General features: G+C 69.3%; 12 protein-coding genes. 8 read left to right on the top strand and 4 right to left on the bottom strand.

The genetic code is table 11. The annotated features are described in order from the left end of the window. Positions 1-22 precede the first annotated feature (22 nt). The 8 genes from AC07XP_RS10165 (at position 23) to AC07XP_RS10130 (ending at position 7,989) form a co-directional block, all read left to right on the top strand. Complete coding sequence (locus tag AC07XP_RS10165) at positions 23-994, top strand: Bug family tripartite tricarboxylate transporter substrate binding protein (protein WP_492727702.1); 972 nt, start codon at positions 23-25, stop codon at positions 992-994. A gap of 126 nt (positions 995-1,120) precedes the next feature. Then, positions 1,121-2,260: an acyl-CoA dehydrogenase family protein gene (locus AC07XP_RS10160; protein WP_492736280.1), complete on the top strand. Its 1,140-nt coding sequence runs from the start codon at positions 1,121-1,123 to the stop codon at positions 2,258-2,260. Between the two features lie 57 nt (positions 2,261-2,317). Further along, positions 2,318-3,505: a lipid-transfer protein gene (locus AC07XP_RS10155; protein ID WP_062474020.1), complete on the top strand. Its 1,188-nt coding sequence runs from the start codon at positions 2,318-2,320 to the stop codon at positions 3,503-3,505. Between the two features lie 13 nt (positions 3,506-3,518). Continuing rightward, positions 3,519-3,971 (top strand): MaoC family dehydratase N-terminal domain-containing protein, encoded by a 453-nt coding sequence (locus tag AC07XP_RS10150; protein WP_495264572.1) that lies wholly within the window; start codon positions 3,519-3,521, stop codon positions 3,969-3,971. 4 nt (positions 3,972-3,975) lie between these two features. After that, positions 3,976-4,395 carry a MaoC family dehydratase gene (locus AC07XP_RS10145; protein ID WP_307585625.1) on the top strand — a complete coding sequence of 140 codons (420 nt, stop codon included), beginning with the start codon at positions 3,976-3,978 and terminating at the stop codon, positions 4,393-4,395. A 25-nt stretch (positions 4,396-4,420) separates the two neighbouring features. Then, a complete protein-coding gene (locus tag AC07XP_RS10140) occupies positions 4,421-5,251 on the top strand; it encodes an SDR family NAD(P)-dependent oxidoreductase (protein ID WP_495264571.1) in 831 nt (276 codons plus the stop codon). Positions 5,252-5,276: 25 nt separating this feature from the next. Beyond that, positions 5,277-6,986, top strand: a complete 1,710-nt coding sequence (locus AC07XP_RS10135) for an AMP-binding protein (RefSeq protein WP_495264570.1) — start codon at positions 5,277-5,279, stop codon at positions 6,984-6,986. Between the two features lie 22 nt (positions 6,987-7,008). After that, on the top strand, positions 7,009-7,989 hold the full coding sequence (locus AC07XP_RS10130) for a tripartite tricarboxylate transporter substrate binding protein (RefSeq protein WP_495264569.1): 981 nt from the start codon (positions 7,009-7,011) through the stop codon (positions 7,987-7,989). 52 nt (positions 7,990-8,041) lie between these two features. Here AC07XP_RS10130 and AC07XP_RS10125 read toward each other — a convergent pair whose 3' ends face one another. From AC07XP_RS10125 to AC07XP_RS10110, 4 genes are all read right to left on the bottom strand, one after another. Then, on the bottom strand, positions 8,042-8,458 hold the full coding sequence (locus AC07XP_RS10125) for a MaoC family dehydratase (RefSeq protein ID WP_062482834.1): 417 nt from the start codon (positions 8,456-8,458) through the stop codon (positions 8,042-8,044). Between the two features lie 16 nt (positions 8,459-8,474). Continuing rightward, positions 8,475-8,915 carry a MaoC family dehydratase N-terminal domain-containing protein gene (locus AC07XP_RS10120; RefSeq protein WP_354345040.1) on the bottom strand — a complete coding sequence of 147 codons (441 nt, stop codon included), beginning with the start codon at positions 8,913-8,915 and terminating at the stop codon, positions 8,475-8,477. Between the two features lie 36 nt (positions 8,916-8,951). After that, positions 8,952-10,091 (bottom strand): acyl-CoA dehydrogenase family protein, encoded by a 1,140-nt coding sequence (locus AC07XP_RS10115; RefSeq protein WP_495264568.1) that lies wholly within the window; start codon positions 10,089-10,091, stop codon positions 8,952-8,954. 293 nt (positions 10,092-10,384) lie between these two features. Next, a complete protein-coding gene (locus AC07XP_RS10110; RefSeq protein ID WP_495264567.1) occupies positions 10,385-12,970 on the bottom strand; it encodes an FtsX-like permease family protein in 2,586 nt (861 codons plus the stop codon). Positions 12,971-13,209 lie beyond the last annotated feature (239 nt).

The following is a 13,209-nucleotide window of genomic DNA, read 5'->3' as shown; positions in this document are numbered from 1 at the left end:
TGCGTCCGGCGAGGAACCCGCCATGCACCGCATCCAGACCTTCGTGCTCGCCGCCGCCCTGGCGTGCAGCGCTCCGGGCTTCGCCCAGGGTTTTCCGACCCGTTCCATCACCATGGTCGTGCCCGCGCCGGCCGGCGGCGCGTCGGATGCCATTGCACGCTCGCTGGCCGACGCGATGGGCAAGGCGCTGGGGCAGGTCATCGTCGTCGACAACAAGCCCGGCGCGTCGGGCATGCTGGCCACGCAGCTCGTCGCGCGCGCACCTGCCGATGGCTACACGCTGCTGGTGACGCACACCACGCCCATCTACTACGCGCACCACACCTTCTCGAAGGTGCCCTACGACGTGCGCAGGGACCTCGCCTTCGTGACGCACATCTGCGATGCGAGCCTGGTGCTGGCAGTGCACAAGGATGTGCCTGCCAGGAACATGACGGAGTTCATCGCATGGGCCAGGTCCAACAAAGGCAAGGTCAGCTACGGCTCCTATGGCGTGGGCTCGTCCGGGCACCTGATGAGTTCCTACCTCGGCGAATCACGGCAACTCGGCATGTCGCATGTGCCCTACAAGGGCGAGGCGCCCATGATCCAGGACCTCATCGGAGGCCACATCCCCTGGGCCTTCGCCACGGCCGGCTCCCTGTCGCCGCACTTCGCGAGCGGCCAGTTGCGGCCGCTGGCCGTGGTGGGCGAGCAGCGGCTCGACGACCTGCCGGGCGTGCCGACGCTGATCGAGGCCGGCTTTCGCGACCCGGAGTTCAAGATCATCGGCGGGCTGACCATGATGGTGGCCGCGGGCACCCCGGCGCCCGTGCTCGCCCGTCTGGAGAAGGAGGCGAGGGCGGCCATTCAAACCGTGCAGCTCAAGGCGCGGTTCCAGGTCTTCGGCCTGATCGGCGTTGGCAACAGCGCCAAGGAGGCGCGCGAGGGCTTCGAAGCCAGCGGGCCGGTCATCGAGAAGCTCGTGCGGATCTCCGGGGCAAAGATGGACTGAATGCGCGCGCCGACTCGCCATTACGGCTAGTGAATCTTGCGCGGCGAGTGGCGATCATGAACCCCAAGGCGACCGGTTTCCCCAACGCCGAAGTTCCATCAACAGACGCATCGAGAGGAGCTCCCAGTGGATGTGAATCGCACGGTCTTTCGCGAAGACCACGAAATGCTCAGGCCCAGCGCACAGCGCTTCTTTGAACGCGAGTGCGTGCCTCGCCAGGCGGCGTGGGACCAGGCCGGCCGGATCGACCGCGAGACCTGGCTCAAGGCCGGCCGCGAGGGCCTGTTGTGCGTGACGGTGCCGGCCGAGTACGGCGGCGGTGGCGGCGACTTCGGCCATGCGGCGGTGGTGCTCGAAGAGGTGCACCGCGCGGGTGTGTCGGGCGCGGGGTTCTCGCTGCACTCCGACATCATTGCGCCGTACATCGTGCGCCTGGGCACCGAAGCGCAGAAGCAGAAGTGGCTGCCCGGCATCTGCCGCGGCGAGCAGATCCTGGCGGTGGGCATCACCGAGCCGGGCGGCGGCTCCGACGTGAAGGCGATCCGCACCACCGCCGTGCGCGACGGCGACGACTACGTCATCAACGGCAGCAAGATCTTCATCAGCAACGGCCTGAGCTGCGACATGGTGCTGCTGGTGTGCAAGACCGATCCGGCCGCCGGCGCCAAGGGCGTGAGCCTGATCATGGTCGAGGCCGACCGCGCAGGCTTTCGCCGCGGCCGCAAGCTCGACAAGGTGGGCCAGCCCGCGGCCGACACCGCCGAATTGTTCTTCGACAACGTGCGCGTGCCCGTGGCCAATCGCCTGGGCGAAGAGAACCAGGGCTTCGCCTACCTTATGCAGGAGCTGGCGCAGGAGCGCCTGATCATCGCCCTGTATGCCGCTGTTGCGCTGGAGCGCCTGCTCGGCCTCACGCTCGAGTACGTGAAGGACCGCCGCGCCTTCAACCAGACCGTGTGGGACTTCCAGAACACGAAGTTCAAGCTGGCCGACGTCAAGGCGCAGTCGGTGGCCGTGCGCACGCTGGTCGACTACTACCTGGGCGAACACCTGCGCCGCAAGCTCAGCGTGCAGGAGGCGGCCATCGCCAAGATGTACGCCACCGAGGCGCTGTGGAAGTGCCTGGACGACATGGTGCAGCTGCACGGCGGCTACGGCTACATGCTGGAGTACCCCATCGCACGCGCCTTCACCGACTACCGCGTCTCGCGCGTGGTGGGCGGCGCCAACGAGGTCATGCGCGACCTCATCGCACGCAAGCTGTAGGCACCGCGCTGCCTGCAACTTTCCTTCCTTCTTCCCCCTTACTGAACTGGAGAAACCATGAGTGAAAAAGTCCTGGTCGGCGGTGTCGGCATGATCCCGTTTGCCAAGCCTGGCGCGAGCCCGAGCTACACCGACATGGGCGCCGATGCGGTGCGCCGCGCGCTGGCCGATGCCGGCATCGGCTACGAGCTGGTGCAGCAGGCCTATGTGGGCTACGTGTACGGCGACTCGACCTGCGGGCAGACGGCACTTTATGAAGTCGGGCTCACCGGTATTCCGGTCGTCAACGTCAACAACAACTGCTCGACCGGCTCGACCGCGCTGTACCTGGCGCGCCAGGCCGTCGCGCTGGGCGACGCCGACTGCGTGCTGGCACTGGGCTTCGAGCAGATGCAGGCCGGCGCGCTCAAATCGCACTGGGACGACCGGCCCCGCACGCGGGCCCGCGTCTCGCACATCGTGAGCGACCTCACGGCCGACGTGCCCGAGCTGCCGCAGGCCCTGCGCACCTTCGGCGGCGCGGGCCGCGAGCACATGCAGAAGTACGGCACGAAGATGCAGACCTTCGCCGCCATCCGCGCCAAGGCCAGCCGGCATGCTGCCGCCAATCCGCTGGCGATCTTCAGGAACGTGCTCAGCACCGAGGACGTGATGAACGACAAGGTGATGTGGCCCGGCGTGATGACGCGCCTGATGGCCTGCCCGCCGACCTGCGGCGCGGCCGCCGCGCTGATCGTGTCCGAGAAGTTCGCGAAGAAGCACGGCCTGCGCAGCGACGTGCAGATCCTGGCGCAGGCGATGACCACCGACCCGGTCGCGTCCTTCGATCCGCCGTCGATGATCAGCTACGCCGGTTTCCACATGGCGCAGGCGGCGGCGAACAAGGTCTATGAGAAGGCCGGCGTCGACCCCGCGGACATCCGCGTCTGCGAGTTGCACGACTGCTTTGCCCAGAACGAACTGCTGACCTACGAAGCACTGGGCCTGTGCCCGGTGGGCGAGGGCGAGAAGTTCGTCGAGGACGGCGACAACACCTACGGCGGGCGGGTGGTGACCAATCCGTCGGGCGGCCTGTTGTCCAAGGGCCATCCGCTGGGCGCAACGGGTCTCGCGCAGTGCTACGAGCTGACGCACCAGCTGCGCGGCACGGCCGACCAGCGGCAGGTGGACGGCGTGACGCTCGCACTGCAGCACAACCTGGGTCTGGGCGGCGCCTGCGTGGTGACGCTGTACGGCCGCAACTGAGCGGGGAAGCGACATGCTCGACCGCAACCTGATCGGCCACGCCCTCGGCAAGCGCAGCCTCACCGTCGAAGAGGGCGCCGTGCGCTCGTATGCGCAGGCCATCGGCGAGACCGATGCCACCTACCTCGATGCGTCGGCCGCACGCGACGCCGGCCACCGCGCGCTGCGCGTGCCGCCCACCTTCCTGTCGTGCCTGGAAGGCCGGCTGTTCCAGACGCGCGCGCTGCTGGACCTGGCCCGCATCGACCTCAAGCGCCTGCTGCATGCGGAGCAAAGCTACGAGTACCACGCACAGGCCTATGCCGGCGATGTCCTCAGCTACGAGCCGAAGATCGTCGACGTCTACGACAAGAAGGGCGGCGCGCTGGAGTTCCTGGTGAAGCAGACCCGCGTGATCAACCAGGACGGCGTGCACATCGCCGACCTGCGCACGGCCCTCGTGCAACGCCAGCTTGCGGAGGCATGACCACATGACGACCCCGGCACTGAAAGACCTGCAGGTGGGCGACAGCATTCCCGCGCTGCAGTTGCCCGCGATCTCCCGCACCACGCTGGCGCTGTATGCCGGCGCCTCGGGCGACCACAACCCGATTCACATCGACATCGACTTCGCCCGCAATGCCGGCCTGGACGACGTGTTCGCGCACGGCATGTTATCGGCCGCCTACGTGGGACGGCTGGTCACGAACTGGGCAGGGCAGGAGCGGCTGCGGCGCCTGCATGTGCGCTTCACCGGCATCACGCAGGTGCACGACGTGCCGCTGTGCACCGGCCGCGTGACCGAGCGCTTCGCGCACGAAGGCGAGCCGCGCCTGCGTGTCGAAGTGCAGTGCGCCAACCAGAACGGCGACGTGAAGATCCTCGGCGAAGCCGTGGTGGCCGCCCTTTGACATTCATCCACAGGAGAAAGCAAGCATGAACAGAAATCTCGAAGGCAAAGTGGCCATGGTCACCGGCGCAGGACGCGGCATCGGCCGGTGCACCGCGCTGAAGCTCGCCCATGAAGGCGCCAAGGTGGTGGTCAACGACCTCGACGCCGCACCGGCCGAAGAGGTGGTGGCCGAGATCCGCGCCGCCGGCGGCCAGGCCGTCGCGTTCGCCAGCAGCGTGACCGCGCCGGACTTCGGCACCAACTTCGTCAAGGCGACGCTCGACGCCTTCGGCGCCATCGACATCATCGTCAACAACGCCGGCTACACCTGGGACAACGTGATCCAGAAGATGAGCGATGAGCAGTGGGACGCGATCCTGGACTGCCACCTGAAGGCGCCGTTCCAGGTGCTGCGCGCCGCGCAGCCGTACTTTCGCGAAGTGAGCAAGGCCGAGGCCGAGAACGGCAAGGAGGTGTTTCGCAAGGTGGTGAACATCTCCTCGATCTCGGGCACGCAGGGCAGCACGGGACAGGTCAACTACTCGGCGGCCAAGGCGGGCCTGGTCGGCATGACCAAGACGCTGGCCAAGGAATGGGGCCGCATGAAGGTCAACGTGAACTGCGTGGCCTTCGGCTTCATCGCGACCCGGCTCACGCAGCCCGTGAAGGAAGCCAAGACGATCCAGATCGAGGGCAAGGAAATCCGCATCGGCGTGCGCCCCGAGACCATCGAGCGCGCCAGCAGCGAGATTCCGCTGGGCCGCCCCGGCACGCCCGAGGAAGCGGCGGGTTCGGTCTACATGTTCTGCATTCCGGAGTCGAACTACGTCACCGGCCAGACGCTGATCTGCGGCGGCGGGCGCGGCGGTTTCTAGCCAGGCACGCCTCAAGGCAGCTTTCATGGCACGGTTGACCCGCCACTACGCACACTGGCCCGCCGGCGTTCCGCAGACGCTGGAAGTGGCCGATCGCAACCTGTTCAGCCACCTCGCCAGAAGCGCCGAGGCCGCGCCGGACAAGGTCGCGATCTCCTACTACGGACGCTCGACCAGCTACCGCAGCCTGCATGCGGATGCACTGGCGCTGGCCGGCTACCTGCAGCAGCGGCTGGGCGTGCGGCGCGGCGACCGCGTGATGCTGCTGATGCAGAACTGCCCGCAGTTCGTCATCGCCTACTACGCGGTGCTGCGGTGCGATGCCGTGGTGGTGGCGATGAACGCCATGAGCACCGCCGAGGAGGTCGCCTACTACGCCAGCGATTCCGGCGCGCGGGTGCTGATCGCCACGCAGGACATGATGGACCGGGCGCAGTCCCTGCTCGACGACAACCGCCTGGACGGCTGCGTGGTCGGCGCGGTCTGCGAGCTGGCCGGAAGGCCGCAGGATGTGTCCTTCCTCGAGATTCCCGAGTTCGTGCGCGAAGCGCGGCGGCCGTTGGTCGGCCCCGGGCTGCACACGTTCTCCGGCGCGCTCGCGGCAGGCATCGCGCCGACCCCGATGCAGGGCGGGGGCGGCGACCTTGCCGTGGTGGCCTACACCTCGGGCACCACCGGCAAACCCAAGGGCGCCATGCTGACCCATCGCAACTTTGCCCATGCATCGCTGCAGCGCGTGCAGTGGCTGTCGGAGCAGGCCGACCAGTCCGAGCTGCTGGTGCTGCCGGCCAGCCATCTGGCCGGCATGAACGTGATGAACCTGGCGATCTACGTCGGGCGCACGGTCGTGCTGCTGTCGCGCTGGGATGGCGACGCGGTGGTCGAGCTGATCGAGCGGCTGCGCCTGTACGCCTGGTGCGCCGTCACGCCGATGCTGGCCGAGGTGTTCTCGCGGCCCGACATTGCGCAGCGCGACCTGTCGTCGCTGCGGCGGCTCTATGGCGGCGCCACGGCCATGCCCGAGGCGCTGATCCGCAAGATCGAGGAACGGCTGGGGCTGTCCTTCATCGAAAGCTACGGCCTCACGGAGGCCTGCGGCGCCTCGCACATCAACCCGCCCCAGGCGGCGCGGCGCCAGTGCGCGGGCGTGCCGCACATCAACTGCGATGCCCGCGTGATCGATCCGGATTCGGGCGCGGAGCTGGGGCCCGCGCACCCCGGGGAAATCGTGATCCACGCGCCGACCCTGTTCGAGGGCTATTGGAACCAGCCGGAGGCCACGGCGGCGGCGACGATCGAGATCGACGGCAAGCGCTTCCTGCGCAGCGGCGACATCGGCCATCACGACGAGGACGGCTATTTCTATGTCACCGACCGGCTCAAGCGGATGATCAACGCGGCGGGCCTGAAGATCTGGCCCGCCGAGATCGAGACCTCGCTGTACGGCCACCCGGCGGTGCAGGAAGCCTGCGTGATCTCGGCCTTCGATGCGCGCCGCGGCGAGACCGTCAAGGCCTTCGTCGTGCTGCGTCCGGCGGCGCGCGGCACGCTGGCGCCGGAGGCGGTGACGGAATGGGCGCGCACGCGCCTGTCGGCCTACAAGGTGCCGCGCCTGGTCGAGTTCGTCGAGGCCCTGCCCAAGACCGCGACCGGAAAGATCCTGTGGCGCGAGATGCAGGCGCAGCAGGACGCGAACGACCAGGCCGCGCGCGCTGCCGCACTCGCGCTCACGTGAAGATCCTCCAAGGAGACAAGACATGAACAAGAAGATCGGTGCCGTGTGGCTGGCCCTGGCCGTGGCCGTGGCCGTCCCCACGCTCTCGCAGGCCCAGGCCGACGAGGGGTACCCCTCTCGCGCGGTGCGCTTCATCGTGCCCATCGGGCCCGGCAGCAGCGGCGACACGCTCACGCGGCTGATGGCGGAGCAGTTCAGGGCCGTCTCGGGGCAGGCGACCTTCGTCGAGAACCGGCCCGGCGCCGATCTTGTCGTGGGCACGCAGAACCTGCTGGGGGCGCCGCCGGACGGCCATTCGGTGGTGCTCGTCAGCAACAGCACCATGGTGATCAACCCGCTGGTCATCAAGGACCTGCCCTACAAGGTGGAAGACCTGACGCCGATGCTCGACCTGGTGCGCATTCCGGCCGTGCTGGTGACATCGCCCGACTCGCGGTTCAAGACGCTGGGCGACCTGCTCGATGCGGCCCGCAAGGCGCCGGGGTCGGTCAGCATCGGTGTCTACGGCAATTCGTACCGGCTGGGCGCGCTGGACCTCGCGCGCCGGGCGGGCGTGAAGTTCAATGCCATTCCCTACAAGGGCGCCTCGCAGGCCATCGCCGACGTGATCGGCGGCGTGGCCGATGCGGCGCTGACCGATGTCGGCGGCGCGGCGCCGCTGATCGCCTCGGGCAAGGTGCGGGGGCTGGGCGTGTCCTCGGGCAAGCGCCATGCGTTGATGCCGGGAGTGCCCACCGTGCAGGAAGGCGGCGTGGCCGACTACACGCTCTTCACCTTCATCGGCTTTGCGATCCGCGCCAAGACGCCGGCGCCGATTGCCGGCAAGTTCGAGGCACTGATGGTGCGCGCGGCCGCCGACCCGGCGTTCCGCGAGCAGGTGGTGCGCATCAGCGGTGGGGAGTTTGCCGGCACGGGCCGGGAGCCGTTCAGCGCCATGATCGCCAGCGAATCGGTGCGCACGCGCGAACTGGTCAAGCTGGCCGGGCCGAATTTCATGCAGTGATCGATCGCGCGGTCCCCAGCGCCGTGGCACCGGGGACCACGTTCGGGCCGGGTCAGCGCGCGATGACCGCGTCGCCCAGGATCTTCACCTCGCCGTCCTGGTTGGTGGTGCGGATCTCCACCTTCACCCGCTCCTCGCCGCCGGCCTCGAACTTCTCGATGACCTCGCCCGTGCAGGTGATGGCATGGCCCAGGTGCGTGATGCCGGCGAAGCGCGCGTTGAACTGGCGCACCTTGCGCTGGTCGACCCACTGCGTCAGCAGGCGGCCCAGGTAGGCCATCGACAGCATGCCGTGCGCGAACACGTCGGGCATGCCGCCGCGCTGCGCGAAGTCCAGGTCGATGTGCATCGGGTTGTGGTCGTTCGATGCGCCGGCAAAAAGCGCCAGGGTCGTGCGGTTGATCGGGGCGAGTGCCAGTGGGGGCAAGGTATCGCCAGGTTCGAGGGCGTCGAAATTCAGGGTCTTCATCGGGTGTTCCTTGTGTTCAGCCATTGCGGTGCACCAGCACCTTGCGGATGTCGGCCACGTGCTCCGAGCGCTGGTTGGTGACGCGGGTTTCCATGACGACGAACTCGAGCGCGCCGCCTTTCTTCTCGTAGACGTCGGTGACCCGGCTGTCGAAGTGCAGCGTGTCGCCCGCATGGGCCATGCGCCGGTAGGTAAAAGACTGCTCGCCGTGCAGCACGCGCGCCAATTCGATGCCGGCTTCCTCGCGCCAGTTGCTCGGCGGACGCGCGAGTTCCAGCGAGAACAGGAAGGTGGGCGGCAGCGGCAAGGTGGGGTGGCCGGCATCGCGCGCGGCGGACTCGTCAAAGTAGACCGGATCGGTCTCGCCGATGGCCTTGGCGAAGAAGCGCAGCTGCCCGGCTTCGGCGGTGATGGCAAAGGGCGGGAAAGCCATGCCGATGATGTTTCTGTCGATCATGAAGATGCTCCTTGTTTGAATGCCGGCTTGCCCGGCCTACAGCTTGCGCGAGATCAGGTCGCGCATCACTTCGCTGGTGCCGCCGTAGATGCGGCTCACGCGCATGTCGACGAAGGCGCGTGCGATGGGGTACTCCAGCATGTAGCCGTAGCCGCCGTGCAGCTGCACCATGTCGTCGATGCACTTCCACAGCGTCTCGGTGGCGAACAGTTTGGCGATCGCGGCTTCTTCCACCGTCAGCCGCCGGCTCATGTGCGCCGCGAGGTAGTGGTCGACCATCGTGCGCAGCGCCACCGACTGGGCCTTGATGTCGGCCAGCTTGAACTTCGTGTTCTGGAAATCCCACACCGTCTGGTCGAAGGCGCGGCGGTCCTTCACGTAGTCGAGGGTCTGCTGCAGCAGCCGCTCGAGCTTGGTCGCGGCGCTGACGGCGATCATGAAGCGTTCCTGCGGCAGCTCCTGCATCAGGTAGGCGAAGCCCTTGCCTTCTTCACCCAGCCGGTTCGCCACCGGCACGCGGATGTTGTCGAAGAACAGCTCGGCCGTGTCCTGGGCGCGCATGCCGACCTTGTCGAGCTTGCGGCCGCGGCGAAAGCCGGGGCGGTCCGTCTCGACCACGACCAGGCTCACGCCCTTGGCGCCGGCGGCCGGGTCGGTCTTGCACACCACGACCACCAGGTCGCTGAGGAAGCCGTTGCTGATGAAGGTCTTGCTGCCGTTGATGAGGTAGTCGTCGCCGTCGCGCACGGCGGTGGTGCGCAGCGATTTCACGTCCGAGCCGCCGCCCGGTTCGGTGATGGCCACCGCCAGGATCTGCTCGCCGCGGCAGATGCCCGGCAGCCATTTCCGCTTTTGCGCCTCGGTGCCCAGGCGGTGGATGTAGGGCGCCACGATGTCCGAATGCAGCCCGATCGACAGGCCGCCGACACCGGCGTGCGCGATCTCCTCGGCAATGATGGCCGCGTGGCCGAAGTCGCCGCCACCGCCGCCGTATTCGGTGGGCAGCGTGGTGCACAGCAGGCCCTCGCGGCCGGCCTTTAGCCAGACCTCGCGGCCGACCTGGCCGTCGCGGTCCCAATCGGCCTGGTGGGGCACGCACTCGCGTTCGAGAAAGCGGCGCACCGTGGTGCGGAATGTCTCGTGGTCCTCACGATAGACGCTGCGTTCGACCTGCATGTCGCGATCTCCTTGGGTGACGGAACGGAGCGATCCGCCGAAGGCGTCACGGCGCAATCCGTTCCCTTGGTGATCGTCGTGCGACAGGGGCGCAGGCGCACTAGCCGCGATGGCTAGGGCGTGTTCGCGCGATCAAGGGCCGTGGCCGGGCGCGTTGCGACCGACGGACCGGCCCGCAAGGTAGCCAACGGCCAGTGGCAGGCCTTTGGCGACACCGATCACCTGGCCACCGAAGACCTGCCGCCCGGCTGGCGAGAAGGAGACCGTGGAACGGGTCCAGCGGATGTCGGGCGCTACCAGTCCTCTTTCACCGCCAGCACCACGTCGCGCCCCGCCGCGGCGCGCCCGGCCATCCACGCCGTGAACGTGCCGGCCGCCACCACGGCCGCGCACAGCGCCAGCAGCCGCACCCAGGGCACCAGCAGGTCCATGCTCCAGTGGAAGCTCTGCGGGTTCACCACCTTCACCAGCACCACCGACACGGCCAGCCCGAGCAGCAGCCCGGCCACCGCGCCGATGGCGGTCCAGGCCGCGCCTTCGCCGGCCACCACGGCCAGCACCTGCCGCCGCGTGAAGCCCAGGTGCGCGAGCAGGCCGAACTCCTTGCGCCGCGCCAGCACCTGCGCGCTGAAGCTGGCCGCGATGCCGAACAGGCCGATGGCGATGGCCACGGCCTGCAGCCAGTAGGTGACGGCAAAGCTGCGGTCGAAGATGCGCAGCGAGGTGGCGCGGATCTGGCCGACCGAGGCCAGCTCCACCGCGCCGTCGCGTGATGCGCGCGAGGCGAGCGCGCGAACGGCTGCCTGCACTTCTGCTTCGGACGCACCGGGCGCGAGCCACAGCGCGACGTCGCTCACGTCGTGCTCGCCGGTGATGCGCTCGAAGTCGCCTGCGTCCATCGCGATGGCGCCGAACTGCCGCGCGTAGTCGCGCCACACGCCGGCCACGAAGAACACCTGCGGCGTTGACGTGCGCATCGCATCGGACAGCGGCGAAAACGCGGTGCCCGGCTTCGCGCCGTACAGCTCGACCATCGGCTCGCTCACGTAGATGCCGGTCTGCCCGGGCGGCACCGGCAGCGCCTCGCCCACCAGCGGCAGGCCGCGCACCACGCCGCCTTCGAGGCTGCGCGCGATCAGCGTCACGGCAGGCTGCGCGGGGTCGAGCTGCAGCGACTGCGTGCGCAGCGTGCCGGTGCGCGCCACGCCGGGCAGCTGCGCCAGCGCCTGCACGAAGGCCGGCGCGAAGGTCGCGGTGTCGGTGCTGCTGGTGCCGCCGCTGTTGCCGCTGCCGCGCCCGCCCGAGGTGGCGCGCACGTACAGGTCGGCCGGCAGCACCACGTCGAGCCAGTGCGTGACCGACTCGCGAAAGCTCGCGACCATCACCGTGAGCGCCACCGCCAGGCTCAGGCTCGCGACCACGCCGCTCACCGCCACGGCCGCCGTGCCGCGCATGCGCCGCGCGCGCTCGACAGCAAGCATCGGCAGCACGCGTCGTGCGAACGCCGGCGCCACGCGGTCGTACAGCAGCGCGATGAGCCAGGGCAGGGCGGTGATGCCGCCCACCAGCAGGCAGGCCACCGACAGGTACGCCGCCACCGGAATGCCGCCGATGGCCGGCAGGTTGGCCAGCGCCGCGCCCGCGCCGATGAGCCCGAGCGCGAGCCAGTGGTGGCGGCCCTGCGCGGGCGCCGCGCCCAGGCCCTTGAGCGTCTGCGCCTCGGGCAATGCCTGCGCGGCGCGCGCGGGCCACCAGCCGCCCACCAGCGCGGCCACCACGCCGAGCCCGCCGTACAGCAGCGCGGCGCCGCTGCTCCAGTGCAGCCGGGGCGCCACGCCTTCGAAGTAGCCGCCGCCCAGGTCGCCGCCCAGCACGCGCAACGCGAAAGTCGCGAGCGCGGTGCCGAGCGCCAAGCCGGCCGCGCTGCCGATCAGTCCGAGCACCAGCGATTCGGCCAGCACCAGCCGCAGCCGTCCGCGCGGCGTGAGGCCCAGCACGCCGAGCAGCGCGAACTGCTGCGCGCGCTTGGCCACGCTGAGCGCGAGCACCGAGAACACCAGGAACGCGCCCGTGAACAACGCCACCAGCGCCAGCACCGTGAGGTTGACGCGGTAGGCGCGCGACAGGTTGCTCACGCGCTCGGCCGCGTCGCCCGGCTCGGCGAACTTCAGGCCCGCCGGCCAATCGGGCGACTTCTCGAGCGCGGCCACGAAGGCCGCGCGGTCGGTGCCCGGCGCGAGCCGCAGGTCGATGCGGCTCAGCTGGCCGAGCGGGCCGAACAGCTCCTGCGCGACCGCAATGTCCATCACCGCCAACGCCGCGCCGCCGGCGGTCACGTGGCCCGACACCGCGAGGCGCTGCCACGCGGCACCGCTGCGCAGCTGCAGGCTTTCAACGGACGCGGGCTGCAGCGGCAGCTGCAATGCCTGGCGTGCCGCCGCGTTGAGGAACACATGGCCGGGCGCGAACAGCGCGAAGCGGTCGGCACCGGCGGCCGGCTGCGGCATCAGCGCGGGCGCGATCGTGGGCAGCGCGAGCGCATCGACGCCGATCACGCGCAACGGCACCTGGCGCCCGTCGTGGCCCAGGGCCAGGGCCTGGAACTCGAGCACCGGGCTCGCCAGCGCCACCTCGGGCCGGCGCGCGAGCCGGCCGAACACGGCCTCGTCGAAGCTGCCCTGCGCGGCGCGCACCTCGAGGTCGGGCTGGCCGTTCACCGAGCGCACCGCGCTGGAGAACTCGTCGAGCGCCGAGGCGTTGATGAGCTGCACCGAAAACGCCAGCGCCACGCCCAGCATCACGGCCAGCACGGCCGCCGCGTTGCGCCAGGGGTGGTGGCGCAGTTCCTGCCAGGAGAAAGTCGAAAGCAATGCACGCATGGGGTCATTGTGGCCGCCGTGGCAGGATGGCGGCTCTTTCGACGATGACGACTTCACGCCCGAGGATTCCGACGATGCGGCTTCTGCCCTCCGCCTGGTGCCGCCGCTGGCTGGCGCCCTGGCTTCTCGTGCCCTGGCTGGCGGGCGCGGCGAGTGCGCAACTCGCACCGCCCACCGCACCGCTCTCGCTCGCCAGCGACCCCGCCGTGCTGGCCCGCACCGCGCTCGGCGCCGAGCGC

It is taken from the genome of Variovorax sp. GW531-E2 (assembly GCF_059423125.1).
The sequence above is the reverse complement of the archived record's forward strand: the minus strand, read 5'-3'. Positions and strand labels throughout refer to the sequence as shown.

Bases quoted from the DNA above. Each gene is read 5' to 3' on its own strand.
- AC07XP_RS10165 (WP_492727702.1), top strand. From the start codon at position 23: ATGCACCGCATCCAGACCTTCGTGCTCGCCGCCGCCCTGGCGTGCAGC.
- AC07XP_RS10155 (WP_062474020.1), top strand. From the start codon at position 2,318: ATGAGTGAAAAAGTCCTGGTCGGCGGTGTCGGCATGATCCCGTTTGCC.
- AC07XP_RS10150 (WP_495264572.1), top strand. From the start codon at position 3,519: ATGCTCGACCGCAACCTGATCGGCCACGCCCTCGGCAAGCGCAGCCTC.
- AC07XP_RS10145 (WP_307585625.1), top strand. From the start codon at position 3,976: ATGACGACCCCGGCACTGAAAGACCTGCAGGTGGGCGACAGCATTCCC.
- AC07XP_RS10140 (WP_495264571.1), top strand. From the start codon at position 4,421: ATGAACAGAAATCTCGAAGGCAAAGTGGCCATGGTCACCGGCGCAGGA.
- AC07XP_RS10135 (WP_495264570.1), top strand. From the start codon at position 5,277: ATGGCACGGTTGACCCGCCACTACGCACACTGGCCCGCCGGCGTTCCG.
- AC07XP_RS10130 (WP_495264569.1), top strand. From the start codon at position 7,009: ATGAACAAGAAGATCGGTGCCGTGTGGCTGGCCCTGGCCGTGGCCGTG.
- AC07XP_RS10125 (WP_062482834.1), bottom strand. From the start codon at position 8,458: ATGAAGACCCTGAATTTCGACGCCCTCGAACCTGGCGATACCTTGCCC.
- AC07XP_RS10120 (WP_354345040.1), bottom strand. From the start codon at position 8,915: ATGATCGACAGAAACATCATCGGCATGGCTTTCCCGCCCTTTGCCATC.
- AC07XP_RS10115 (WP_495264568.1), bottom strand. From the start codon at position 10,091: ATGCAGGTCGAACGCAGCGTCTATCGTGAGGACCACGAGACATTCCGC.
- AC07XP_RS10110 (WP_495264567.1), bottom strand. From the start codon at position 12,970: ATGCGTGCATTGCTTTCGACTTTCTCCTGGCAGGAACTGCGCCACCAC.